The following is a 26,419-nucleotide window of genomic DNA, read 5'->3' on the forward strand; positions in this document are numbered from 1 at the left end:
GCCTTTGATTTTTACAGTCCGCCAGTCGCCTGAAACCCTACACCAATCACCGTCAGCAGCGACAACGGCAACAGCAGCGTATCGAGCAGTGCGCTGGCCGGCAGATCCACTCCGGGATAGCTCGGGGCCTCCGCGCCGAACCGGTCCATCGCACAACAGCCACCGTTCAGGGCGTACAGGTCCAGCCTCGTGCCGGCATACACCACTGGCGCACCGGGTTTGGCGGCATCCAGCGTGCGCACCGTGGCGCAGCCGGTCAGTTGCACTATCAGCAGGATCGCCAGCAGCTTATTCATCGCTGCTCAGATGGTGTTCGCCCCAGCGCGGCAGCATGTCCTGGGGAATACCCAGCAGATTGAGAATCCGCGCCACCACGAAATCGATCAGGTCATCGATGGTCTGCGGCTGATGATAGAAACCCGGCGAGGCCGGCAGGATGGTCACGCCCATGTTCGACAGCTTGAGCATGTGCTCCAGGTGAATGTTCGAATACGGCGCTTCGCGCGGCACCAGAATCAACTGGCGACGCTCCTTCAAGGTGACGTCCGCCGCCCGTTCGATCAAGTTGTTGCAGGCGCCGGTGGCGATGGCCGACAAGGTGCCGGTCGAACACGGCACCACCACCATCGCCGCCGGAGCGCCGGAGCCCGAGGCCACCGGCGACATCCAGTCTTCCTTGCCGTAGACCCGAATCTGTCCGGCGGCCGCGCCGGTGTATTCAGTGAGGAACGCCTGCATCATTTGCGGCTTGGCCGGCAGCGACACATCCGTCTCGGTGGCCATCACCAGTTGCGCGGCCTTGGAGATCAGGAAGTGCACCTCGCGATCCTCGCGCACCAGACAGTCCAGCAGGCGCAAACCGTACTGGGCGCCGGACGCGCCGGTCATCGCCAGCGTGATGCGTTCCGGGCCGCCGTCACGGGAAAAAGTGCTCATTTCAGCGCCTCGGCGAGTTTGCCATGCAGGCCGCCGAAGCCGCCGTTGCTCATGATCACCACATGGGTGCCGGGCTGGGCCTGGCTCTTCACGCGCTCGATGATGCCTTCCAGCGAGTCGCTGACAATCGACGGCACCGTGCACAGCGCGGCGGTGCCGGCCAGATCCCAGCCGAGGTTGGCCGGGGCGTACCAGATCACCTGATCGGCATCGACCACGCTGTCCGGCAGACCGTCACGGTGCGCGCCGAGCTTCATCGAGTTGGAGCGCGGCTCGATGATCGCGATCAGCGGCGCATCGCCGATACGTTTGCGCAGGCCATCAAGGGTGGTGGCAATCGCGGTCGGGTGGTGGGCGAAGTCGTCGTAGATGGTAATGCCGCGCACTTGCGCGACTTTTTCCATCCGGCGCTTCACGCTCTTGAACGCGCTCAACCCGGCGATGCCCATCGACGGCACAACGCCGACGTGACGCGCCGCCGCCAGAGTGGCCAATGCGTTGGCGACGTTGTGCTGGCCGGTCAATTCCCACTCGACCACGCCTTGGGGCACGCCTTCGAACATCACTTCGAACGCCGAGCCGTCGTCTTTCAGTAACTTGACCTGCCACTGACCGCCAGCACCGGTGGTTTGCACCGGGGTCCAGCAGCCCATCTCGATCACACGCTGCAGGGCCGGTTCGGTGGTCGGGTGAATCACCAGGCCTTCGCTGGGGATGGTTCGCACCAAATGGTGGAACTGCCGCTCGATGGCTGGCAAATCAGGGAAAATGTCGGCGTGATCGAACTCAAGGTTGTTGAGGATCGCCGTGCGCGGACGGTAGTGGACGAACTTCGAACGCTTGTCGAAGAACGCGCTGTCGTATTCGTCGGCCTCGATCACGAAGAACGGCGTGCCGCCCAGACGCGCCGACACCGAGAAATTCTGCGGCACGCCGCCGATCAGGAAGCCCGGGCTCATGCCGGCATGTTCAAGCACCCAGGCGAGCATGCTGCTGGTGGTGGTCTTGCCGTGTGTACCGGCAACCGCCAGCACCCAGCGCCCTTGCAGCACATGGTCGGCCAGCCATTGCGGGCCGGAGACGTACGGCAGGCCTTTGTTCAGCACATATTCCACTGCCGGGTTGCCGCGGGACATGGCGTTACCGATCACCACCAGATCCGGTGCCGGATCGAGCTGCGCCGGGTCGTAACCCTGGGTCAGCTCAATGCCCTGGGCTTCGAGCTGAGTGCTCATCGGCGGATAGACGTTGGCATCGGAGCCGGTCACGTGATGGCCCAGCTCTTTGGCCAGAACCGCCATCGAGCCCATGAAAGTCCCGCAGATACCCAGAATATGAATGTGCATAGTCGACCTCGTAAAACATGGCCGCAGGTTAGCGCAGGGAGGGGGAAATGGCACTCTTTAGCTGATCACCCGACATGATCGTTCCCACGCTCTGCGTGGGAATGCAGCGCAGGACGCTCTCGTCCAAAAGCGGACGCGGAGCGTCCGGGGAGGCATTCCCACGCAGAGCGTGGGAACGATCAGCACGAAGATTCAGGCGGTTCGGGCAATCCCGTGCTTGCGCAGCTTTCTATAAAGCGTATTGCGACTGACGCCCAACTGCTGCGCCGTGTGGGTCATGTGCCAGCGGGTGTGCTCCAGGGCATTGAGCAAGGCCGTCCGCTCGGCATCTTCCAGCGGATGCTCGGACGACGACTCATCGACCTTGACCAGGAGCGGCTGCACCTGCCGGAACATCGCGGGCAGATCATCGAGCCCGATCCGACCTTCATCGCACAACGCCGCCAGCGTGCGCAGCACATTGCGCATCTGCCGCACATTGCCCGGCCAGTTGAACCCGAGTAATGCCTGACGCGCCGGCTCTTCGATCAGGATCGTTTCCCCGCCTGCCTCTTCGGCCAGCAGGAAATCCAGCAACTGCGACTTGTCACTGCGCTCGCGCAACGGCGGCAACGCGACTTCCAGCCCGTTGAGCCGGTAGTAAAGGTCTTCACGGAAACTGCCGTCGCCAACCCGCTCCAGCAGATTGCGGTGAGTGGCGCTGATGATCCGCACGTTGACCGCTTCCGGCTCGCCCCCGATCGGCACCACTTGCCGGTCTTCGAGCACTCGCAGCAGTCGGGTCTGCAAGGCCAGCGGCATGTCGCCGATTTCATCGAGGAACAGCGTGCCGCCATCGGCCTGCTGCAACTTGCCGCGCATGCCGTCCTTGCGCGCGCCGGTGAAACTGCCGCCGCGATAGCCGAACAGTTCACTCTCGATCAGGCTTTCGGGAATCGCCGCGCAGTTGAGGGCGACGAACGCCTTGCCGGCGCGCTGACTGGCGTTGTGCACAGCCTTGGCGAATGCCTCTTTGCCGGAGCCGGTTTCGCCGTTGATCAGCAGTGGCACGTCACGTTCGAATACCCGCAGCGACTTGCGAAAATCCGCCTGCAACGCCGCATCACCGAGACAAATACCTGCAAGACGTGGCGCTTGGACAAGCGCGGGAGCCGGCGCGGCCGGCAACGGCCGACGGGTTTCGCCGCGAAGCACCGCAAACAGATGCCGACCGTCACGGGTGCGCAACGGCCAACTGGCGCTGGCATTGGCACTGGCACGCCCGAGCAACTCATCCAGCGAACAATCGAAAAACGCCTCCACCGGTTTGCCCAGCAAACCACCGCGAATATGGCCGAGCAGGTTCAAGGCACTCTGATTGACCGCGCTGATCCGCCCTTCCCCGTCAAACGCCAGCAACCCTTCGCTGAACAGCCCGACAGACTCGGCCTGAAGATGAAAACGCAGCAACCATTGGTTATCGAAACAGCGCAGGAAATAGCAGCTCTCGATCATCTTCGCCGACAGATTGACCAGTGCCATGGTGTGGAACTGGCTCTGGCGCGAGACGTCGTGTCGCGCCGAGGAAACGTCGAGCACCGCCAGCAGTTCGCCATGGGGGTCAAACACCGGGCTCGCCGAGCAGGTCAGGCCGGTGTGGCGGCCGCGAAAGTGTTCGTCTTGATGAATGGTCAGGGCCTGGCGCTCCACCAGGCAGGTGCCGATGCCATTGGTGCCTTCGCAGGCCTCGCTCCAGTCGGACCCCAGCCACAGGCCGGCGCGTTCAAAGATCTTGCGTTCGGCGGGGGCGGTGACGCAGTTGAGGATCACCCCGCGCGCGTCGGTCAGCAGTACCGCGTGGCCGGCGCCGGAGAGCTGTTGATGCAGGCTGCTCATTTCATTGCCGGCGATCTGCAACACCTGTTGCAACCGTTCGCGGCTTTCAAGGACACGACCGTGTTCGAGCACGGTCGGCGCCATGGTCAGGGCCGGGTCGAGGTGATAGTCCTCAAGACAACGCAGCCACGAGCGGGCAATCGACGGGTCGGCACCGGGACCATGCAGGTGCGGTTTGCCCTGGGTGACGGTGAGAACCTGTTGGGCATGGCGACTCAAATGGTTGTCGTGCATTTCTTATTATTCTCCCCGAGGCTCATCGGCCCATGCGTGAAGTGGTGCCCAGCATCCTCCAGCCAACCGGTCTTTGCAATGCTGGCAAGACTGCCCGGTCACGGGTTGTGCCAGAAGCGGTACAAACTGTCACCCAAGCTGTACCGATAGCGTCACAGACGCTTGCCACTTGTCCGACGGGAATCGCGCAAGGCCTTGATTTGCCTGACCTGCACGGCAGTGGCCCGACCTTTGCTCTACGCTTATAGCAAGCGCTCATGCGCGTCTCTCTGATAAATACAACAGCCAAGGAGAACATCATGCGTTACGCTCACCCCGGTACTGACGGCGCCAAAGTCTCGTTCAAGAGCAAGTACGGTAACTACATCGGCGGCGAGTTCGTCGCGCCTGTCAAAGGTCAGTACTTCACCAACACCTCGCCTGTGAATGGCCAACCGATTGCCGAATTCCCGCGCTCCACGGCCGAAGACATCGAAAAAGCCCTGGACGCCGCCCACGCTGCCGCCGATGCCTGGGGTTCCACTTCCGCCCAGGCACGTTCGCTGATCCTGCTGAAAATCGCCGACCGCATCGAGCAGAACCTCGAAACCCTGGCGATCACCGAAACCTGGGATAACGGCAAAGCCATCCGCGAAACCCTCAACGCCGACATCCCGCTGGCGGCCGACCATTTCCGCTATTTCGCCGGGTGCCTGCGCGCCCAGGAAGGCAGCGCCGCCGAGATCGATGGCAACACCGTGGCCTATCACATCCATGAACCACTGGGCGTGGTCGGCCAGATCATCCCGTGGAACTTCCCGATTCTGATGGCCGCGTGGAAACTCGCCCCGGCCCTCGCCGCCGGCAACTGCGTGGTACTCAAGCCTGCCGAGCAAACCCCGCTGGGCATCAGCGTGCTGCTGGAGCTGATCGGCGACCTGCTGCCGCCGGGCGTGCTCAACGTGGTGCAAGGGTTCGGCAAGGAAGCCGGCGAAGCCCTGGCCACCAGCAAGCGCATCGCCAAGATCGCCTTCACCGGCTCGACGCCGGTCGGCTCGCACATCATGAAGTGCGCTGCCGAGAACATCATTCCGTCGACCGTTGAGCTGGGCGGCAAGTCGCCGAACATCTTCTTCGAAGACATCATGCAGGCCGAGCCGAGCTTCATCGAAAAAGCTGCCGAAGGCCTGGTGCTGGCGTTTTTCAACCAGGGCGAAGTCTGCACCTGCCCGTCCCGTGCACTGGTTCAGGAGTCGATCTATCCGCAGTTCATGGAAGCGGTGATGAAAAAGGTCAGCCAGATCAAACGGGGTGACCCACTCGACACCGACACCATGGTCGGCGCCCAGGCGTCCGAGCAGCAATTCGACAAGATCCTTTCGTACCTGGAAATCGCCAAGGGCGAAGGGGCCGAACTGCTGACCGGCGGCAAAGTGGAAAAACTCGAAGGCAACCTGGCCTCCGGTTATTACATCCAGCCAACCCTGCTCAAGGGCACCAACAAAATGCGTGTATTCCAGGAAGAAATCTTCGGACCGGTGGTGAGCATCACCACCTTCAAGGACGAAGCCGAAGCCCTGGCAATTGCCAACGACACCGAGTTCGGCCTGGGTGCCGGCCTCTGGACCCGCGACATCAACCGCGCCTACCGCGTGGGCCGCGCCATCAAGGCCGGTCGCGTGTGGACCAACTGCTACCACCTGTACCCGGCGCATGCCGCGTTCGGCGGGTACAAGAAGTCCGGCGTCGGCCGTGAAACCCACAAGATGATGCTCGACCATTACCAACAGATAAAAAACCTGCTGGTGAGCTACGACATCAACCCGCTGGGCTTCTTCTAAAACCTCGGGGCAATACAGGGAGTCCTGTGTTGCCCTTTAACTGGCCATCGCTGGCAAGCCAGCTCCCACAGGTTTTTGTGCTGCAGGGGCTTGCGCAGATCCTGGTGGGAACCGGCTTGCCGGCGATAGCGTCCTGACTGACACACCCCACATGGCCTGGCCGCTCTGGCACGGGCCTTGCGTACCTGTCATTCAGGATTTGCATGAACACTGCCGCTGCGTGAACAGCATCCACCCACTCAACCGCTGCACCTGAAAGTCCAACAGATCGAACAATAAAAAAGACAGAGAGGACTTATGACTTCCACCACACAGCTCAAACCCACACTCGGCACCCTGCACCTCTGGGGCATTGCCGTCGGCCTGGTGATTTCCGGCGAATACTTCGGCTGGAGTTATGGCTGGGGCACGGCGGGAACCCTGGGTTTCCTGGTCACGGCCCTGATGGTCGCGACCATGTACACCTGTTTCATCTTCAGCTTCACCGAGCTGACCACCGCGATTCCCCATGCGGGCGGGCCGTTTGCCTACAGCTGCCGGGCGTTTGGCGAGAAAGGCGGATTGATCGCCGGGATCGCCACCCTGATCGAATTCGTGTTCGCCCCGCCGGCCATCGCCATGGCCATCGGCGCGTATCTGAATGTGCAATATCCGGGGCTCGACCCCAAACTCGCGGCAGTCGGTGCGTATTTCGTGTTCATGACGTTGAACATCCTTGGCGTCAGCATCGCTGCGACTTTCGAGCTGGTGGTTACCGTGCTCGCCGTCGCCGAACTGCTGGTGTTCATGGGCGTGGTGGCACCGGGCTTCAGCTTCAGCAACTTCGTGCTGAATGGCTGGTCTGGCGCCAATGAGTTCACGATGGGCTCGATTCCCGGCATTTTCGCGGCGATCCCCTTCGCAATCTGGTTCTTCCTCGCCATCGAAGGCGCGGCCATGGCGGCCGAGGAAGCCAAGGACCCGAAACGCACGATTCCACGGGCCTACGTCAGCGGCATCCTGACCTTGGTGTTCCTGGCCATCGGCGTGATGGTGATGGCCGGCGGCGTCGGCGACTGGCGCCAGTTGTCGAACATCAACGACCCGCTGCCGCAGGCGATGAAAGCGGTAGTCGGCAACAATTCGACCTGGATGCACATGCTGGTGTGGATCGGTCTGTTCGGGCTGGTGGCGAGTTTCCACGGGATCATCCTCGGCTACTCGCGGCAGTTCTTCGCCCTGGCCCGGGCCGGTTACCTGCCGAAAGGCCTGGCGAAACTCTCGCGCTTCCAGACCCCGCACCGGGCGATCCTGGCCGGCGGCGTGGTCGGCATCGCGGCGATCTACAGCGACGGACTGGTCAATCTGCAAGGCATGACCCTGACGGCGGCGATGATCACCATGTCGGTGTTCGGCGCCATCGTGATGTACATCATCAGCATGCTCAGCCTGTTCAAACTGCGTAAAACCGAGCCGAATCTGGAGCGCACCTTCCGCGCGCCGGGCTATCCGGTGGTGCCGGCCATCGCGCTGTTCCTGGCGCTGGTGTGCCTGGTGGCGATGGCCTGGTTCAACACGCTGATCGGCTGTGTATTCCTCGGTTTCATGGCCGCCGGTTACCTGTATTTCCAGCTGACCGCCAAACAACGCTCCGAAGCACCGGCAGACGCTATGCTCGAAAGTGTCTGAACGTTATCCGGATTGCACCGGCACCGGGCCTCAGGCTCGGTGCCTGCACTAAAAGCATTCATTCAGGAGGAACGCGCCCAATGGCCGCATTTGCCCATACCGTCGGCGCCCAGACCTACCGCTTCGACAGCCTCAAGGACGTGATGGCCAAGGCCAGTCCGGCACGTTCCGGGGATTTCCTGGCCGGCGTCGCCGCGCTCAACGATGGCGAAAGAGTGGCCGCGCAAATGGCGCTGGCCGACATCCCGCTCACGCATTTCCTGCAGGAAGCGCTGATTCCCTACGAAGCCGATGAAGTCACCCGGCTGATCATCGACAGCCATGACAAACAGGCCTTCGCGGTTGTCAGCCATCTAACGGTTGGCGGCTTTCGCGACTGGCTGTTGAGCGAGGCGGCCGACGAGTCCAGCCTGCGTGCTCTGGCCCCCGGCCTGACACCGGAAATGGTCGCCGCCGTGTCGAAGATCATGCGCGTGCAGGATCTGGTACTGGTGGCGCAGAAGATCCGCGTCGTCACCAAATTTCGCGGAACCCTCGGCCTGCGTGGAAGGTTATCCACAAGGCTGCAACCCAATCACCCGACCGATGAACCGTCCGGCATCGCGGCGAGCATTCTCGACGGCCTGCTGTACGGCAACGGCGACGCCATGATCGGCATCAACCCGGCCACCGACAGCATCGCCTCGATCTGCGCGATGCTGGAAATGCTCGACGCGATCATCCAGCGCTACGACATTCCGACCCAGGCCTGTGTGCTGACCCACGTCACCACTTCTATAGAAGCGATCAACCGTGGCGTGCCGCTGGATCTGGTGTTTCAGTCGATTGCCGGCACCGAAGCGGCCAACGCCAGTTTCGGCATCAACCTGAACATTTTGCAGGAAGGTTATGAAGCGGGCCTGAGCCTCAATCGAGGTACCCTCGGGCAGAACCTGATGTATTTCGAGACCGGTCAGGGCAGCGCGCTGTCGGCCAACGCCCACCACGGCGTCGATCAGCAGACCTGCGAGACAAGGGCCTACGCCGTGGCGCGCCATTTCAAGCCGTTCCTGGTGAACACCGTTGTAGGATTTATCGGCCCGGAATACCTCTACAACGGCAAACAGATCATCCGCGCCGGCCTCGAAGACCATTTCTGCGGCAAGTTGCTCGGTGTGCCGATGGGCTGCGATATCTGCTACACCAACCACGCCGAAGCCGACCAGGACGACATGGACACCCTGCTGACCCTGCTGGGCGTGGCCGGGATCAACTTCATCATGGGCATTCCCGGCTCCGACGACATCATGCTCAACTACCAGACCACTTCGTTCCACGACGCGCTCTACGCGCGTCAGACCCTGGGCCTGAAGCCGGCACCGGAGTTCGAGCAGTGGCTGGCGAACATGGGCATCTTCACCCAGGCGGACGGCAAGGTCCGCTTCGGCAACAACCTGCCGCCGGCTTTCCGCCAGGCCTTGGCGCAACTGGGATGAGTCAGATGGAAAAACCGCCCGTCGATCCGCAAAACCCGTGGCTGGAGCTGCGTCGCCTGACCCCGGCGCGCATCGCCCTCGGTCGCACCGGCACCAGCCTGCCGACCCGCGCACAACTGGATTTCCAATATGCCCACGCGCAGGCCCGGGACGCAGTGCATTTGCCGTTCGATCATGCCGGGCTCAGCGCCCAACTGGCTGAACGCCGGCGCGAAAGTCTGCTGCTGCACAGCGCGGCGGTGGATCGCAACAGCTACCTGCAACGCCCGGATCTGGGGCGCAAATTGAGCGATCAATCCGCCCAGACCCTGCGCGACTACGCCCAGACGCATCCGGGCGGTGTAGATCTGGTAATCGTTGTGGCGGACGGTCTCTCGGCGCTGGCGGTGCATCGGCATACCCTGCCGTTCCTGACCCGACTGGAGGAACAAATGAGCGCCGACCAATGGTCGACCGCGCCGGTGGTGCTGGTGGAACAAGGGCGGGTGGCGATTGGCGATGAAATCGGCCAATTGCTGGGCGCCAAAATGGTCGTGATGCTGATCGGAGAGCGTCCGGGCCTCAGTTCGCCGGACAGCCTGGGTTTATATTTCACCTACAATCCAAAGGTCGGTCTCACGGATGCTTACCGCAATTGCATCTCCAACGTGCGGCTGGAAGGGCTCAGCTACGGTATGGCGGCGCATCGCCTGCTGTACCTGATGCGCGAAGCCTGTCGGCGACAGCTGTCGGGCGTCAATCTGAAGGACGAGGCGCAGGTTCAGACGCTGGAATCGGAAGCCGGTGCAGACATGAAGAGTAATTTCCTGCTCGATCCGCCCCCAGCCTGAACCGTTTCCGCATTGCCTTTCTGCGCAGGTTTGAGGCAGGATCGATTCACGGCCGCCCGGGTTTCCCATCGCCGTCAGAGCACGTGAAGACAGCCACTTGAAGGACGAGACCTACCATGCGGATTATCCAAGCGACCCTCGAACACCTGGATTTGCTGACCCCGTTGTTCGTTAAGTACCGCGAGTTTTACGGCTCCCTGCCCTATCCGGACTCGTCCCGGGCGTTTCTCGAAAAGCGCCTGCGACGCAAGGAATCGGTGATCTACCTGGCGCTGGCCGATGACGACGACAAGAAGCTCATGGGCTTCTGCCAGCTCTATCCGAGCTTTTCCTCCCTGTCGCTCAAGCGCGTGTGGATCCTCAACGACATCTACGTCGCCGAAGACGCCCGCCGCCAACTGGTGGCCGACAACCTGATCCGCACCGCAAAGAAAATGGCCAAGGAAACCCAGGCTGTGCGCATGCGCGTCTCCACCAGTGCCGACAACGAAGTCGCGCAGAAAACCTACGAATCCATCGGGTTCAAGGAAGACACCGAGTTCAAGAACTACGTGCTGCCGATCAGCGACGAGCTCTGATCGCCGGGCGTACGGCGGGGAGGAAGCGAACGCCCTCCCCGAAATAAATTCCAACCCGACATTTGTTCACACCGACATTCCCCGCTACAAAACCAACACGCTTTTCACCCCTCAGCCCGTATAATCCCGATCTTTCCGGCTTGTAAGAAAAACTACACCCGCTTGTAGGCTTACACGAAGTCATCCGCACAGGCTTGCCGAGTCAGGCCATCACCACAGGTGCCTCCATGGATTTCAACCCGCTCGACCTTATCCTGCATCTCGACGTTTACCTCGACCTGCTGGTGAATAATTACGGGCCATGGATCTACGCCATCCTGTTTCTGGTGATCTTCTGCGAGACCGGTCTGGTGGTGATGCCATTCCTGCCGGGTGATTCCCTGTTGTTCATCGCCGGTGCCGTGGCTGCGGGTGGTGGCATGGACCCGGTGTTGCTGGCGGGGCTGCTGATGCTCGCGGCGATCCTGGGCGACAGCACCAACTACGTGATCGGACGAACGGCGGGCGAAAAGCTGTTCAGCAATCCGAACTCGAAGATCTTCCGCCGCGATTACCTGCAACAGACCCACGATTTCTACGACAAGCACGGCGGCAAAACCGTGACCCTGGCGCGCTTCCTGCCGATCATCCGCACCTTTGCACCGTTCGTTGCCGGTGTCGCGAAAATGCCTTACCCGCGTTTCTTCGGTTTCAGCGTGTTCGGCACCGTCCTGTGGGTCGGCGGTCTGGTCACGCTCGGTTACTTCTTCGGCAACGTGCCGTTCATCAAGAAGAACCTGTCGCTGCTGGTGGTCGGCATCATCCTGCTGTCGCTGGTACCGATGATCATCGGCGTGATTCGCAGCCGTTTCGGCGGCGCCAAAGCCCAATCGCACTAAGCCGATGTGGTCGCTGAGCGCCTGGCGCCGCCGGCGCATTCTGGCCAAGCACCCGATTGCCGACGATATGTGGCAGCGGGTGCGTCATCACCTGAGCTTTCTCGATGGCATCACTGCCGCGCAAGACCAGTGGCTGCGCGAAGCCAGCGTGCTGTTCCTCGAAGACAAACACCTGACCGCCCTGCCCGGCGTCGAACTGCATCAGGAACAGCGCCTGCTGCTCGCCGCCCAGGCCCAATTGCCGCTTTTGCATCTCGGCGACCTGAACTGGTATCGGGGTTTCCACGAAATCATCCTCTACCCTGACGACTTTCTCAGCCCCCAACGCCATCGCGATGCCAGCGGCGTCGAGCATGAGTGGGACGGCGAACACAGCGGCGAGGCGTGGCAACAAGGGCCAATCATCCTCGCCTGGCCCGGCGTGATGGCCAGTGGTGGCTGGGAAGGCTATAACCTGGTGATCCACGAACTCGCACACAAACTCGACATGCTCAACGGCGACGCCAACGGCCTGCCACCGCTGCACGCCGATATGCGGGTCAGCGACTGGGCCGAGGTGATGCAGACGGCATACGACGACCTCAATCGCCAGCTCGACCGCAACCCCGATGCCGAAACCGCCATCGACCCGTATGCCGCCGAGAACCCGGCCGAATTCTTCGCCGTCACCAGCGAGTACTTCTTCAGCGCTCCGGATCTGCTGCACGAGGCTTATCCACAGGTGTATGCGCAGTTGCGCCTTTTCTACCGCCAGGATCCGTTGGCCCGCCTGAAGCAACTTCAGGCCACCGACCCGGTCTATCAGGCTCACGAGTAAAGGTCTGCACGACTTCCGGTACGTGGCGTCCACGGCAGAATATGCCTATAATCGCCGCCACTTTTTGGTCAATCCGGCCAAGTGTTTTTGGTCAACTAACGGGGGCAACGCCCAATGAGCTACAGCAAGATTCCGGCTGGCAAAGACCTGCCGAACGACATCTACGTCGCGATCGAGATCCCGGCCAACCACGCGCCGATCAAATACGAAATCGACAAAGACAGCGATTGCCTGTTCGTTGACCGTTTCATGGCCACCCCGATGTTCTACCCGGCCAACTACGGTTACATCCCGAACACCCTGGCTGACGACGGTGATCCCCTCGACGTACTGGTCGTAACCCCTTACCCGGTTGCTCCAGGTTCGGTGATCCGCGCCCGTCCGGTCGGCATCCTGAACATGACCGACGACGGCGGCGGCGATGCCAAAGTCATCGCAGTTCCGCACGACAAGCTGTCCCAGCTGTACGTGGACGTGAAGGAATACACCGACCTGCCAGCCCTGCTGATCCAGCAGATCGAGCACTTCTTCGCGAACTACAAAGATCTCGAAAAAGGCAAATGGGTGAAAATCGAAGGCTGGGACGGTGCAGACGCCGCCCGCGCCGCGATCACCAAGTCGGTTGCTGCCTACAAAGGCTAAGCCTCGCGACCTGCGACACGCTTGAAGAAAACCCCGGTTGATCCGGGGTTTTTTGTGCCTGGCCGCCCAGTGCTTAAACAGCTTGTTTATAGCGGCCTACAGAAAAGTTTTAGTGTGTGTAATTTCCCACAAGGACGCCTTACATCCCGTCGCAAAATTTGCCCTGATTTTGAACGCAAGGTTTATTCAAACCGCTCTAGGCCGGTCGTAGACTCGCGTTTATGAGAAAGAACACTAGCGGTCCAAGATTCAAGGCACTCCTGGAAGCTGCGAACATCACCACCACGGGATTCGCAAAGTTCTGGGGCACGGAAGCCCAAAACGTTCATAACTGGTACACCCGGGGCGTACCCGCGTACCGCCTGGAAGAGGTCGCACGCCTGCTGTCCGTCAACAGCCAATGGCTGAAGACCGGCGAAGGCCCGAAAGAGGCCCCGCACCTGCATACGGACTCGGGCGACATCCTCGATGCCCATGCCATTCGCGGCGTCTACACGGTGCTCGAAACCAACGACATCGAATTGCCGCTCTACAAGGAAGCCCCCACTGCCCCTGGCTCCGACAAGACCCACGTCATCAAAGACCCGGACCAAACCATCCGCCTGCCCCGCAGCCACCTCGAAGCCCTGGAAATCCGCCACTCCGACGCCATCTGCACCCACATGATCGGCAACAGCATGGCCGAGAAAATCGAAGACGGCTCCACCCTCGCCATCGACCGCGGCCTCACCCAGGTGGTGGACGGCGAAATTTACGCCATCGAGCACGACGGCATGCTGCGCATCAAATACCTGCACCGCATGCCCGGCAACGCCCTGCGCCTGCGCAGCCACAACAGCGCCGAATACCCGGACGAAATCTTCCGCGCCGCGCAGATCGAGGAGCAGAGGATTCATGTATTGGGGTGGGTGTTCTGGTGGTCGACGCTGGGCAAGCGGCGACCGGTGGTGCCGTTTCTCTGACCCTCTGTCACTCCCGGCCCTTGGCTAGCCTGCAAAGAGGCCCGGCTACACGGTAAAAATCCCCGCGTCCTGCCGCAGAAATCGCTCTAATCCGCACTTGAGACTGGGAATCCCCAACAAAACTCAGTATCCTGCGCCCCACATTCGCGCATCGACCCGCCAAGCGGCCCAGATGACGCCTGACGCGGCAGACCACTGTCTGACCAAGTCCCACAGCCGGACGCAAGATCCGGATGTACGTTTTGAAGGCTGGCGCGGTTTACCAAAAATAAACCAAGCCAGTCCCCGAGAAGCCGGCCACAAGCCGGCTTTTTAATGCCCGCAAGAAAACCAAATCTAATGCCCCAATATCTTCCTTGTTACCGTAATGGCAAAACTCATTACGGTGCTCCATCACGGACTCCTCAAAAATCCATAATGATGACTGTCAGAAGCCGCAACTCTCAGATAGGGATCAGTTACTGATCAAAGCCCAGTTACGCTGCAAGGAGGATGTGGCGCTTATCGCCGCAGTCCACGAACGTCTTGTCGCTCCTCAGCGAGTCAAGATAAGCCTGGATGAGTTGTAACGTCGAATCCAGCCAAGCCGTAGTTTCGCGAGAATTGGTACCGCAATCGGGCAATAAGCTGCTGCCCAATTCAACTGTGCAACAGCCCGTTGCACAATCCCCTCACGGATAACTAAACGCCTTCACCAACGTCAACTCCCCCACCGCCCGCATCGGCACCAGAAAAGTCTCCATCTTCTCGCTGGGCGTTCCTTCCTCGGTAATCACCGTCACCTGCGCCGTAGTCAGCGGCTGTACCGCCTCTTCCCCACCTTCATCATCCCCGCGATAGCCACCGCCGAAGTAATTCACATACACCAGATACTGCCCCTTGATCGGCGCCGGCATGGCGAAGATTTCCGGGCCGTAGCCGGTGGTCACGTCGACGTCCAAAGCCGCGCCGTTGGGGGCGACGCGATCGCCGTACCAGATGTGTGCGCCGTCGGGTGTGATCAGGTGCAGATCGAGGTCGGTGCCATCACTGTCCCACGCCAGCAACACCCGAAGTTTCGCCGGAGTGGCGCCCCCGCTGGTATTGAGAAATTGCGTGCGATGGCGTTGCTGGCCGTCCGGGCTGCGGACTTCAACGCTGTTGCTGCCGTTGGGGAAGGAGAACGGGCGATCAAAGCGGCCGCTGTCGTCGATTTTCAGGGGCATGCTGACGCCGTTGACGATCAGGCGGCCGGGCTCTTTGTTTTTCGGGGTGGCCTTGATTTCGCCGCTGATGCGCGCGGTGTTGGCCTGGCCGAGGGGGGTGTTCACCGAGGAGGCCGGGTAGTTGACCGCCTGGCGAAAGCTCTCGCCCTCGCCTTCAGGCGCGCCGCTGCGCCAGCCGCCGACCGGGGTGTCGAGTTTGACGCCGTCAGCGGCGATCACCGGCGAAACAGCGGCGAACGCGCAAAGCAACAGCAAGACCTGTGGATAACGGTGTGTCATGGTCTATTCCAGCAAAAGGTGACGGGCGAGCCCTTCGATATAGGTTTCATCCTGGCCGTTGGGGTGTGCTTCAAAGGCCAAGTGCAGGTATTCGTGAGTCAGGTCGAGGCGATCCTGCAACGACAGCACGCCGCGCACGTAGATGCGCTGGCGTTCGCGGTCGACGAAGGGCCGGCCGAAGGCGAGTTTGCAGACGGCGAATGTGCTGACTTCGCTGTAGCCGGTTTCACCTTCCAGCTTCGGACGCCAGCCGCGCCGCTGCTTTTGCAGCCAGTCCTGCGCGGCGGGCAGCGCTTCGCAGGACGCCACCGGGTTGTCCCAACGGCTGAGGCTCGCGCGCGGATAAGCATGCAGCAGGATCGCGTCGTAACGCTGGCCGGCATTGGCTTGTTCGACGGCCTGCTGCCAGGCGAGTTTGTCGGGGCCGGGTTGATCGGAGTGATAGGTGACGGTGCTGCCGGCCAGCACCAGATCCGCCGTCCATGCTGCGATATTGCGCGATTCGGCAGAGGCCGGACGCGGGGCGACACGTTGCCGGGTGCTGCTGTCGTCGATGCTCAGACATTCGCCGTTGCGTGCGGCGTTTTGCAGCAGATACGTGCGGATTGCCACGGCCAATGCTTTGGCGGCTTCGGCTGGTTCGGGTTTGGCTTCACGCTCCAGCACGCGGGCGACGTATTCTTCGCGATCCAGCCGGGCGACCAGCTTGTCGTTGAGCAGAAACAGTTCGCCGTCGCTGTGGATATCCAGCGCATTGCCGTTGGCGAACTCGACGCGGTAATCGCCCTGCAACGGGCCGGAGCCAGCAACGCGCTCACCCGACAGAACCCGCGAAACCGGATAACGCGAAAACAGACCGACCTCGACACATCGCCCCGCTTCCGCCGGCCATGATGCGGGCAACAACGTCGCCAGCGCCGAACCGTAATGCCGCAGAACCATCTGACTGGTGCCCCGGCCACCGGCCCAGATCGGCGATCCATCTGCCGTCCAGCCAGCGAAACCGCCCTGACGTGATTGCGGATCCTGATCGCCGAGCCAGCTCCAGGTCTTCACCCGCAAACGTCCGCCAAGCTCACCGACAACATTGCCGTCCGCCGCGTTCAAGACGACATCAAGAAGCACGCGGCGCATCTGATCCTGAGCCGGCAACCAGGATAAAACCTTCAACAAGTCAGCCACGGACACCCGAGTAGCCGGTTGCACCGATGGCAAATCCAGCAACCACGACGGCGCCGGTCGCGTCTGCCAATAGGCTCTCCAATCGCCAGCGGTTATGCCCAACCGCGCCGGCTCGAAATACAGCCCGCAGGATTTCACCAGCGCCTGATCACGCTCGATCTTGCCGCCCGCTGCGCAGCAATAGACTTCTTCCTTCGACTGCCCGCGGCATTCATACGCCGGTTCCCGTGCGCCGGTATCCACCAGCCACGCGTAAACGAACACCTTCCACAGACTGCCCAGCGGCGTCTCCAGCGACGAAGGCAACGGCTCGCGAGCAGTCATTTGCGCCGTGTTCAGCGACAACAATTCGCCCTTGTACGCCACGCGCAAAGGTTCATCCTGCGCCGTCGCCAGCGCAGGAATCACACACATCAGCAGCCACAGCAGCGGCCGGGTCATGTCAGTTGACCGTGACCTGACCGAGGGCCGCTTTCGCTTCGCGGGCCTGATGCTGCGGTGCGTAGACCTGAGTGAAACGCACCGGTGGCAGGTTGAACTGGCCTTTCTGCGAGAAACGCACCAGATGGCGCAGACGCAATTCACCGCTCAGCGCATCCACCGGCACCGCGTAGGCCAGTTGGCCCGGTTCGAAACGTGCTTTCTCCAGCGCGGTCGGCTCGGTGCCGTCCTTGCCCTGCAACTTGATGCCCCACGTGGTGCGCTCGACATCGGCGCCCGGCGGCAACGGCACTTCGAGCATGCCGTAGCGCAGCGGTTTCGGTGCCTTGCTGGTGAGGATCACTTCGTCCAGATACAGACTGTCGCTGGACAACGGCTTGCTGCCGACCGGTTCCAGTTTGAAGGTGAAGGCTTCGTCACCCGGCACCAGACGCGACAGGCGACGAGTGATAGTCACCGCCATCGGATCGACCGCCGGTTGCTGGGTCTGGAAGCTCAACGCGGCACGCAACGGACGCTCCTGAGTGCCCGACACCGTCAACACGCTCGGCACCGGCGCAGCCCCCTGCCACGTCCAGAACATCTCGCCGGTCGCGCCGTAGTTTTTCCTCCAGCCGTCGCCCGGTGCCAGCGCGATGGTCGGCGACGCCTGGGCGATGCTGCGTTGCAGCCAGGTCAGCGCCAGCGCACGTTCGAGGGTCGATTGCTGCGGCAGCAGGCGCTGCAACAACGCTGTTGCACGGGCCTGATCGAAAGGTTGCAGCGACAGGTTCAATGCTTCGACAAACGGTTGCGAGCTGACGGCCAAACGCTGTTGCGCAGCGCCCAGCTGACGGTTGAACGCGTCCGGCAAAGCGACTTTCGACTGCGTGGCCAGCGATGCAGTCAAGACCCGCGCCGCCGCCAGACCGAGCGCCGAATCCGGATCGCCCATCACCAGACTGTCTTCGCCGTCGTCCATCAGGGTTTCGGCATTGCCTTCCCCGGCCTTGGCCAGATCCTCCAGCAAACCGCTAAGCAGCGTGTTGACCGGCAAGTGCATCTGTTTGGCGAACGACAGGATCAGCGCCCGTTGCAGCAACGGCGTGTTCGGCGCCTGCTTGGCGTAGACCTCCAACACCCGCTGCCAGTGCTCCGGCGGCAAGGTCAGCTCCAACACCTGGCTGGCGTTCCAGTCGGCGTAATAGGCGTAAGCGGTGAGGAACGCATCCGGCTCGCCGTCGAAGCCCCACCAGGTGAAGCTCGCCGACGGCCCGGCCATTTGCACCAGACGCAGACGGCTGTTCTGCATGATCAGGCGCAAGCGGTCGCGGATCTGCGGGCTCGACGCCAGCGACGGATAAGCGATGCTCAGCGGCAGCAAACGGCTGGCGGTCTGTTCGACGCCGCCGTACGGATAGCTGAGCAGATCATCGAGGGCAGAGCGGAACAGCGCCTGCGGGCTGTCATCCAGACGCAGGCGAATGTCAGTGGCGTCTGCCGGCAGGCTCAACGGCGTATCGCCGCTGGCCACGTCGAGGCTCTGGGTCTGGGTCACTTGCCAGCCTTCGCCGGTCGCCGTCAGGCGCACAGCAAGGGCATCGGCGGTTTTGCCGTCCTGCACCAGCTCGGCGGTCCACTCGCCGGTGGCCAATGCGAAGGCCGGCAGCGGCAGGTAGTTGATGCCGTTGTTGAGGGTCACCGGCAGGCGCTGTTCGGCGCCCGCGTAGTGCGTCACCAGTTCAGCCTTGACCGGTTTCTCGGCCTGACTGAAGGCGAACACGCCAAGCTGCGGCTGATCGCCCTTGCGGAATTTGCTAGGCCCGCTCCACTTCAGGTACAGCGGCTTTTCCGAGCGGACAAACTGCTTCTTCTGTCCGACCTGACCGTCATCGGCAATCGCCCGCGCGGTGATGCGCCAGCGGGTCAGCGAGTCCGGCATCTTGAAAGTGAAGCGCGTCTTGCCGTCGGCGTCGGTCAGCAATTCCGGCTGCCATGCAGCGGTGTCGACGTCTTCGCGGCGCGGCCGCTCCAGCACTTTCACCCCACGTTCGCTGCGGTTGGCTTTGCCCGGTGCACCGGGGCTGCCCGGCAATGCCACGTCGTAGCTGATGAACGACAGGCTGGCGCTGGTGCGCACGTTGTTGCGGCGCGGGTGGTAGAAGAACTGGTCGATGGTCGGCGCGACCTCAGGTTGCAGCGCGTAGACCATTTCATCGACCACGCTGACCGTCAGGTGCGCCGGCACAGCCTTGCCGGCGAACTGCGTGGTCAGGTCGACCGTCACGGTATCGCCCGGTTGATAAGTCTCTTTGTCAGTCTTGATCGCCACGTCGATCTGCGGGGCGACGACCTTGATCCCGGCGTTCTGGAAGCTGTACTGACCGCCCTTGGTGTACAGCACCGAGAACGTCAGGTTCGGCGCAAAGTTGTTCTTCACCGGGATGCGCGCGCGGTATTGGGTGTCGCTGAGTTTCTCCAGCTTCAACCAGTCGCCGCCCTTGGCCAGCAGTGCAGTGGCTTCGACCTTGTCACGCTCCAGCGACAGCAGCGCATCGCTGACTGGCTCCGGGAAGGTGATCAGCGCCAGTGCCTCGTCGCCGGCCTTGTACTCGGGCTTGTCGAGGACGATCTCCACGGTGCCCGGCACAGCCTTGACGCCGTCACCGGTGACCGAATGACCGGTCGCGCCAAGCACTCGACCGTGCTGATCTTTCAGCGACAGGTTGTAGGTGCCCGGACGATCAAACGTCACGCTGAAGCCTTTGTCTTTCGCCGCCAGTTTGCCTTCGCCCGTGCTCTGGTCTTCCAGACGTACCCAGCGGTAGCTGCTCGGCACCACGGCCTGCGCCTGTTCGCTGCCACCCTCGTTGGCGTAGCTGAACGCGACCTTGTCACCGACCGCACTGAAACGCTGTGGCGCAGTCAGACGGAAGCTCGCGGCGCCCCGGTCGATGAGGATTTCTTTGGTGGTCTTGACCCGATACGCCGCGCCATCGCTGGCAAACACGGTGAGCATGTAGCGGCTCGGCTTGTCGGCGGCCGGCAGGTCAAGGGTCGCATTGCCCTTGCTGTCGGTGGTCAGTTCGGTGCTGGTCAGCTCCACCGGGAATTGCCCGAGGTATTGCAGCTCGTTGTCGACCATCGACAGTTGCTGGGCGCGCAGGCTCAGGGTCAGTTTGGCGTTGGCCACCGGTTTGCCGTCCGGGTACAGCAGCACCAGGCTGCCCTTCACCGGTTCACCCGTGCGGTAGTCCTGCTTAGCCAGATTCAGCGAAATTTCAAAGTGCGGCTTGATGTACTCCGCTACCCGGAACGCGCTGCTGTAGGCCTGATCCTTGTAGTTGAAACGCAGCTCGTAACCACCGGCCACGGCGTTGTCCGGCAACTGGAAGCGGCCCTGAGTGCCGGCCTTCGAATCGAGCTTCAGATCGAGACGCTGCAACTCGGTGCCCGTCGCATCAAGCACGCTGACATTGACGTCCGCCGCCCCCGGCAATACCGAATCCCGGGCGTTCTTGAATTCGCGGCCAACGATTTTCAGCGACACCCAATCACCCGGGCGATACAGCGGCCGGTCGGTGAAGGCGTAGAGTTTGGTGTCGTAGATTTCGCTGTCGTAATAGAAGTTTTCCGAGACGAATACGCCGCCCTCTTCGTCCTCACCGATGACGAACGAACGCTCCGGGCTGACGTGTTTCAGGCGCAGCAAACCGTCGTTGTCGGTAGCGCCGCTGCTCATCACGCCGAGGCCGTCGGTCCACAGCACATTGACCTTCGGCACCGAGCTGCCTTCGTGTTTGCGCGCGGCCCACACCAGCAATTCATCACCGGCAATCTTGCTCACCGCCACGGTGTTGGAAACGAAAACCATGGTGGTCGCGCGGTACTTGCCGATCAGCGCTTCGACCAGATACAGGCCCGGTTTCAGATTGCCCAGCGGGATGTAGACGTTGCCCGGCGCAACGCTGACGAACTCGCTGGAAGACCCGGCCAGACTCACGCCTGTCGGCGGCTGGATCGGCTTGGCCTGCCACAGCGGATAGCGGAACTGGCTGACCACCGGCAGGCCCGGAATCAGGGCGAACTGCGGCTGCGCGTCGTACGGCGTTGGCGCAGCGATGGCGTTGCCCATCTTCAGCTCCGGCACCTCTTCGGTGACTTGCTGACGCGACTCATAGGAGAACGCACGCTGCATCACCCGACGGGATTTGCGGTACCAGTTGTCCCACAGGTACGCGAGGGTGTTCGACAGGCCTTCGCCCTTGAACTGGCCGTCGCTGACCACGCGGTGCAGGTTTTTCTGGCGCTTGAGGAAGTCCAGCGGCTTGTCGATCTTGTACACCCGAATGTCGGCGCCGCCGTACGGTTCCATACGGAAACGGCGGTAATCACGGCCCGGCGCTTCGAGGCGCACCACCGCCTGCTCGTCGGCGGCGAAACTGCTGTCGGCCAGCAGGAAAAAGCTTTCACCGGAGACCGGCGTGTAGCCGCTTGGCTCCACGGAGTCTTCGGCATTCACGGCCGAAAACGGCAGGACTGACAGCAACAGAAAAGGCAGTAAACGCAGCATGCGGGCACCGGTCATTGGGAGAGAAAGTTCAGTCGATAGACGCCGATGAAGTTGGGGTTGGCTGCGTCGGGTATCCATCGGGTGTCCTTCCATGTCATGAGTTGCTGCAGGCTTGCCGAACGCATGCCGTTGTCGGTTGGGGTGGTCGTGCCGGTGTGATAGGCGATGTAGCGGCCCATCCAGATCATCAGGTGCTGGTCGTCGCCCTGATCGAAAAACATCAGATCGCCGGGCCGTGCCTGGGACACGTCGCGGCCGATCAGATGGCTGTTGAACTGAATCAGTTTGATTGCGTTGACGTAGGGCCCGACCTTGCCGCCGCCCTGCTGCCATTGCTGGGCGAGCTGGCGCTGATCGGCGCTCAGATCCAGCTCCGGCGGCAGGTAGCGATTGGACACGCCATTGCTGCGCAGCCATTTGTCGTCATGGACTTTCAGCGCTTCGTTGGCGGCAAACCGCACCAGCCCGGCGCAGTCCTGCTGATACCAGCGCGGGCTCGGGCCTTTGCTCAACTGTTCCTGGGCGATGCGCACGAACCAGGCGCGAAAAACCTGGGACTGCGCAGGATCGAGTGCCGGCGTTTCGACCGCTCGGGCACCCGCGCTCAGTAACAGCGCGAGCAAGCCGAGGCTGCGGATCAATGTCGTCACAGCGCTTTCCACTCCAGCGGCAGCCATTGCCAGTGGCCGTCGGGCTCACTGCCTTCCGGCAAGGTCAGGGCGTATTTGCCCATGCCGCCGAGGGTGCGCAGTTTCGGGATCAGGTAGGTTTGCGCAGCGTTGTAGAACACCGGCTCCATGTCCTGCGGCAGGCTGTCGAGGGTTTCCTGCTGGATCAGCTGTGCCATTGAATCCGGGCCGAAATAGATTGGCATCAGCACGTCTTTCGGCAGCACATCGGCCATCGGCGGGAAGCGCTTGTCGAGGGTGCCGAGGGCCTTGTCGACCAGTTTGTCGTCGAGGGAAAACAGCAGTGTCGAACCGTGGCGCGCCAGGCTGACTTTCATGAAGGCACGGCCGGTGATTGCATCCGGGTTCTCGGCATCCCTGGCCGCGTACGGGCCAAAGTTGGAGCTGACCTGACGCTGCCAGAGGTGGCTCTGGCCTTCCTGCCTTTCGACCACCGGGAACGCATGCTCGTCGACCTTGCTTTCGTAGGCGCCGACCATCGAATCGAACAATGTGCCGATATCCGCGTCGAGCTTGCCGTTGTCTTCGTCGTTCAGACTGGCCACCAGCAACGGCGTGTACAACCGCGAATCGGCGTACCAGCACAGGCCCGCCGCGCCGGCAACGTGTTCGGTGAGTTTCTGCGCCACTGCCTCTTCGGCACCGAGCTTCACCAGCAACGGTTTCTGCGGCTCGGCAGCGACCGGCAAGGTCACGCAGGCACTGGCGCCCAGCGGCATGGCTTGCCAGACCGGTTTGAAATCGAAGTCCGGCTGGTTGTCCAGTTCATCCATCGCGAGATAGCTGTGCCAGCCCTTGTCGTCCATGTCGAAACGCAGGCCGGCGAAGTTCGGGATGAAGCGCTGGTAACCCATGGCCAGGACGCTGGAGTTGACCGACAGGCGCTGTTTGGTTTCAGGCGTCTTGACCGGTAGCCCGAACGCCTCGGGGAACAGTTTTTCACCGTTGAGCAGCGCCGCGAGGGCTTGCGGCGAGACATGGCCGGACTCTTCGGAAGCGCCGTTTTCCGGATCGTAGAACTTGGCCGGGTTCGACAGCACCACCAGTTTGTCGCCACGGGAGGCGAACAACAGGGATTTGCTGGCGTTGTAGGTCAGTTGATACAGCGGCACTTCGTCACCGCCGACTTTCAGGGTGCTGAACACGCTCAGTTGCGAATCATCCAGAGCGACTTTCGCCAAGGGCTCCAGCAACTTGGCCAACCCGCCGCGATCCATCACCAGCAGGAAATCCTTCAAACGACCATCGGCGCCGCGCCACAGCGCCACGTCCGCCGGTTGATCGAAGAGTTGCTCGATCAGGCTGTCTTGCAGCTTCAGGTCATGCTCGTAGATGATCCGCCGCAGACTGCCAATCAGCCCGAGACGGTCGGCGTGGGTTTCGTAATAAAAGACGAAATCCTCGGTGAGCGTGGCCTTGAGGAACGGCACCGTCAGCAGGTCCTTGGGTAACTGGCTCAGGGAACGGGTTTCCAGCAGTGCGTCCGGGCGGCTCAGGCCGAGCTTGTCGCTGGCCAATTCCGCTGGCGGCGCCTTGGGTTTGTGCATCAGCCAGCCGAGCCCGCCCGCCACGCCGGCCACCAGGCACAGCCCGACCGCCAGCAACGGCCAGCGCCGGGAAGGTTTGGCGGCGGGCGTATCGGTGGCCGGGGTCTCAGTGTTTTCGCTCATCTTCTCGCTCATGTTCCCAAAGCTCGGCAGTTCATCCGTGGTGCGGGATGCTTAATAGTTGAAAGTCTTGACCAGCAGCAGATCACCGATCGCCCGCAGGGGCACGATGAACGTTTCGCGTTTTTCGTCGACGGTGTTTTCGTTGAGTACCAGCGTGATTTGCGAGGTGATGACCTCGTTCTGATTGCTGGCCTCCTCGAAGTTATAGCCGCCGTTACCGAAGTTGCCCCAATAGTTGACGTAAACCAGATAGGTGCCGTGCAGCGGCGCGGTCATGGTGAACATTTCCGGGCCGGGGCCGTCGACGCCGTCCGGATCGAGGCCACCGCCGTTGCTCATCGCCGGACGCGCCCAGAAGGCGTGCTGGCCGTCAGGCGTAATGACGTGCAGGTCGAGTTCGGCTTTAGGATCGTCCCAACCCAGTACCACGCGGATCCGCGCCGGCGTGCGCAAATTGTTGGCTTCGTAGAATTGAACGCGCTTGAGCGACTGGCCGGCAGCGCTGATCACCTCGACGCTGTTGGAACCGGCGCCGAACGCATACGGCCGGGCGAAACGGCCCTGGTCGTCGGTGTACAGATTCAGTGGATTGCCGTTCACCGCCAGGCTGTGGGGCGGACGCAGATGCCCGATGGCCTTGAGCTGGCCCTCGATCATCGTGCGATTGCGCTGGATGCCGCGATCGATGGGCGGCGTCGGATAGGCGACCTGCGGGTTTTCCGTGCGATCAAGCAGCCCGTGATAACGCCAGCCACCCACCGGCTCCGACAGCTCCGCACTCGGCGCCGCCAGCAGCGCGGGCGCGCAGGCCAACCCGATCAGCAGCAAAAAAAGTGAACGCATGTGATGCCTCCTGCCATGCCTGAACGAAACCTTGCACCCGATCCTCGGTACTTCACAGCGCTGAAAACTGCGTTTCGTCTGAAAGACCCGTGACTGTCGGGTCGTAGAAGGCGCGAAGGTTAGCGATTCGGCAGTTTTTTAACAATCGGATACATCTTGAAATGCGGCGGGAATCACGCCCTCGGGTGGACGATGAGCCGAATAGGCGTCATATTCGGCTCACCAAATGAGCCGAATAGCGTTTCTATTCGGCTCACGCACTCAGGAACGGCATTTCATGACAACTCACTGGATCTGGCAGCAGCCCGACTGGCCTGACTTCAACTGGCAGGCAGCGCGTCTCACTGCGCTGTTGCGCGAATGCGTTCAGGCGCAGGGACAATTGATGGGTATGGCGGGATCAGTGGGCAATTCACTGAGCGCTCAGACTGAACTGGACGCGTTGCTGCAAAACATCGTGACCTCTTCGGCCATCGAGGGGGAACAGTTGAATGTTGAATCCGTGCGTTCTTCACTGGCACGACGCCTGGGGCTGGAATCGCCTGATGGCCACAACGTCAGCAAGCGCAGCGAGGGACTGGCACAGCTGATGCTCGATGCCACTCAGCGCTTTGCCGAACCTCTGACGCTGGAACGATTGCTGGAATGGCATTCGTGGCTGTTTCCAGAACCGGAGAGTGGCTTCCTTTCGCGTGCAATCAATGTCGGCGCATTACGCGGCGATGAGCCGATGCAGGTGGTTTCCGGACGAATCGAGCGTCCGACCGTGCACTTCGAGGCGCCACCGCGACAAGGCCTTGAGCGGCAACTCGACAGTTTTCTCAAGTGGTTCGACGCCAGTCGGCAACAGGCAGGCCTCGATCCATTCTTGCGAGCTGGCATCGCACATTTCTGGTTCGTCACCTTGCATCCATTCGACGACGGCAATGGACGCCTGACTCGCACCCTTACCGATCTCGCACTGGCTCAGGGCGAAGCGCAGGCGATTCGTTTTTATGCGATGTCCGCCAGCATCCTCGATGATCGTGCGGGCTATTACCGGATTCTCGAATCGAGCCAGAAAGCCACGCTGGACATTACCGACTGGCTCACATGGTTCCTGCAAACCTTGCTGCGCAGTCTGCAACAGGCCATCGCGCGGATTGAAAGTGTGTTGGGAAAATCCCGCTTCTGGCAGGCGCACCGGGAATCCGGGCTGTCGGCGGATCAGATCAAAGTGCTCAATCGTTTGCTCGACGGTGGTGAGCGCGGTTTCGAGCACGGTATCAGTGCAGCGCAATACCAGAGTGTGGCCAAGGTCTCCAAAGCCACGGCCACCCGACATTTGGCGGAACTGCTGGAAAAGGGCTGCCTGCAACGTCTTCCGGGCGGCGGACGCAGCACTCGGTATCAGATTCAATATCCGGACGAATCGACCGACTGACACCCTTGTCCGTCGGCCCGCTCATTTGCCCATACCCCCCCTATCTGCTAGTGTCGCGCCGGTTTAACGTCAAC

Annotated in this window: 20 protein-coding genes; 10 read left to right on the forward strand and 10 right to left on the reverse strand. The window is 61.7% G+C overall.

All coding sequences use genetic code 11. The annotated features are described in order from the left end of the window. Window positions 1-11: 11 nt before the first annotated feature. The 4 genes from CAF79_RS09735 to CAF79_RS09750 form a co-directional block, all read right to left on the reverse strand. Window positions 12-296, reverse strand: coding sequence for a YceK/YidQ family lipoprotein (locus CAF79_RS09735; protein ID WP_085697624.1), 285 nt, complete (start codon window positions 294-296; stop codon window positions 12-14). Further along, window positions 289-936, reverse strand: coding sequence for a flavin prenyltransferase UbiX (gene ubiX / locus CAF79_RS09740; protein WP_085697625.1), 648 nt, complete (start codon window positions 934-936; stop codon window positions 289-291). Before ubiX ends, CAF79_RS09735 begins: the two co-directional genes overlap by 8 nt. After that, window positions 933-2,282 carry a UDP-N-acetylmuramate:L-alanyl-gamma-D-glutamyl-meso-diaminopimelate ligase gene (gene mpl, locus CAF79_RS09745; protein WP_085697626.1) on the reverse strand — a complete coding sequence of 450 codons (1,350 nt, stop codon included), beginning with the start codon at window positions 2,280-2,282 and terminating at the stop codon, window positions 933-935. The genes ubiX and mpl overlap by 4 nt, the downstream gene beginning before the upstream one ends. A gap of 192 nt (window positions 2,283-2,474) precedes the next feature. Beyond that, the gene (locus CAF79_RS09750; RefSeq protein WP_085697627.1) at window positions 2,475-4,391 is read right to left on the reverse strand and encodes a sigma-54-dependent Fis family transcriptional regulator; all 1,917 of its coding nucleotides are present in this window, start codon (window positions 4,389-4,391) and stop codon (window positions 2,475-2,477) included. Window positions 4,392-4,690: 299 nt separating this feature from the next. Between CAF79_RS09750 and CAF79_RS09755 the strand changes: the two genes are divergently transcribed. The 9 genes from CAF79_RS09755 to CAF79_RS09795 all read left to right on the forward strand — a co-directional run bounded on the left by CAF79_RS09755 (window position 4,691) and on the right by CAF79_RS09795 (window position 14,061). Next, window positions 4,691-6,211, forward strand: a complete 1,521-nt coding sequence (locus CAF79_RS09755) for an aldehyde dehydrogenase family protein (RefSeq protein WP_085697628.1) — start codon at window positions 4,691-4,693, stop codon at window positions 6,209-6,211. 297 nt (window positions 6,212-6,508) lie between these two features. Further along, a complete protein-coding gene (eat, locus tag CAF79_RS09760) occupies window positions 6,509-7,879 on the forward strand; it encodes an ethanolamine permease (RefSeq protein WP_085697629.1) in 1,371 nt (456 codons plus the stop codon). Window positions 7,880-7,959: 80 nt separating this feature from the next. After that, window positions 7,960-9,354, forward strand: a complete 1,395-nt coding sequence (locus tag CAF79_RS09765; RefSeq protein WP_039771886.1) for an ethanolamine ammonia-lyase subunit EutB — start codon at window positions 7,960-7,962, stop codon at window positions 9,352-9,354. Further along, window positions 9,351-10,184 (forward strand): ethanolamine ammonia-lyase subunit EutC, encoded by an 834-nt coding sequence (eutC, locus tag CAF79_RS09770; RefSeq protein WP_371917917.1) that lies wholly within the window; start codon window positions 9,351-9,353, stop codon window positions 10,182-10,184. Before CAF79_RS09765 ends, eutC begins: the two co-directional genes overlap by 4 nt. Window positions 10,185-10,300: 116 nt before the next feature. Continuing rightward, window positions 10,301-10,762, forward strand: a complete 462-nt coding sequence (locus CAF79_RS09775; protein WP_007958617.1) for an N-acetyltransferase — start codon at window positions 10,301-10,303, stop codon at window positions 10,760-10,762. A 227-nt stretch (window positions 10,763-10,989) separates the two neighbouring features. Further along, window positions 10,990-11,640 (forward strand): DedA family protein, encoded by a 651-nt coding sequence (locus CAF79_RS09780; protein ID WP_085697631.1) that lies wholly within the window; start codon window positions 10,990-10,992, stop codon window positions 11,638-11,640. A gap of 4 nt (window positions 11,641-11,644) precedes the next feature. Next, window positions 11,645-12,457, forward strand: coding sequence for a zinc-dependent peptidase (locus CAF79_RS09785; protein ID WP_085697632.1), 813 nt, complete (start codon window positions 11,645-11,647; stop codon window positions 12,455-12,457). Between the two features lie 114 nt (window positions 12,458-12,571). Further along, window positions 12,572-13,099, forward strand: coding sequence for an inorganic diphosphatase (ppa, locus tag CAF79_RS09790; RefSeq protein ID WP_007933577.1), 528 nt, complete (start codon window positions 12,572-12,574; stop codon window positions 13,097-13,099). Window positions 13,100-13,320: 221 nt separating this feature from the next. Next, window positions 13,321-14,061 (forward strand): helix-turn-helix transcriptional regulator, encoded by a 741-nt coding sequence (locus CAF79_RS09795; RefSeq protein ID WP_085697633.1) that lies wholly within the window; start codon window positions 13,321-13,323, stop codon window positions 14,059-14,061. A gap of 671 nt (window positions 14,062-14,732) precedes the next feature. Here the strand turns inward: CAF79_RS09795 and CAF79_RS09800 are convergent. Genes CAF79_RS09800 through CAF79_RS09825 form a run of 6 tightly spaced genes read right to left on the reverse strand, consistent with a single transcriptional unit; the run spans window position 14,733 to window position 24,922 of the window. Beyond that, window positions 14,733-15,545, reverse strand: a complete 813-nt coding sequence (locus CAF79_RS09800; protein WP_085697634.1) for a YfaP family protein — start codon at window positions 15,543-15,545, stop codon at window positions 14,733-14,735. A gap of 3 nt (window positions 15,546-15,548) precedes the next feature. After that, entirely contained in the window at window positions 15,549-17,168 is a 1,620-nt protein-coding gene (locus tag CAF79_RS09805) for a DUF2300 domain-containing protein (protein WP_085697635.1), read from the reverse strand. A 1-nt stretch (window position 17,169) separates the two neighbouring features. Next, window positions 17,170-21,735 (reverse strand): alpha-2-macroglobulin, encoded by a 4,566-nt coding sequence (locus CAF79_RS09810; RefSeq protein ID WP_085697636.1) that lies wholly within the window; start codon window positions 21,733-21,735, stop codon window positions 17,170-17,172. Continuing rightward, complete coding sequence (locus CAF79_RS09815) at window positions 21,732-22,397, reverse strand: DUF1175 domain-containing protein (protein WP_085697637.1); 666 nt, start codon at window positions 22,395-22,397, stop codon at window positions 21,732-21,734. The genes CAF79_RS09810 and CAF79_RS09815 overlap by 4 nt, the downstream gene beginning before the upstream one ends. Beyond that, window positions 22,367-24,079, reverse strand: coding sequence for a DUF2138 domain-containing protein (locus CAF79_RS09820; RefSeq protein WP_085697638.1), 1,713 nt, complete (start codon window positions 24,077-24,079; stop codon window positions 22,367-22,369). The genes CAF79_RS09815 and CAF79_RS09820 overlap by 31 nt, the downstream gene beginning before the upstream one ends. Before the next feature lie 51 nt (window positions 24,080-24,130). Further along, a complete protein-coding gene (locus CAF79_RS09825; protein ID WP_085697639.1) occupies window positions 24,131-24,922 on the reverse strand; it encodes a YfaP family protein in 792 nt (263 codons plus the stop codon). A 277-nt stretch (window positions 24,923-25,199) separates the two neighbouring features. Between CAF79_RS09825 and CAF79_RS09830 the strand changes: the two genes are divergently transcribed. After that, on the forward strand, window positions 25,200-26,345 hold the full coding sequence (locus CAF79_RS09830; protein ID WP_085697640.1) for a Fic family protein: 1,146 nt from the start codon (window positions 25,200-25,202) through the stop codon (window positions 26,343-26,345). Window positions 26,346-26,419: the final 74 nt, after the last annotated feature.

This window comes from Pseudomonas sp. B26(2017) (genome assembly GCF_002113045.1).
GTDB lineage: Bacteria > Pseudomonadota > Gammaproteobacteria > Pseudomonadales > Pseudomonadaceae > Aquipseudomonas.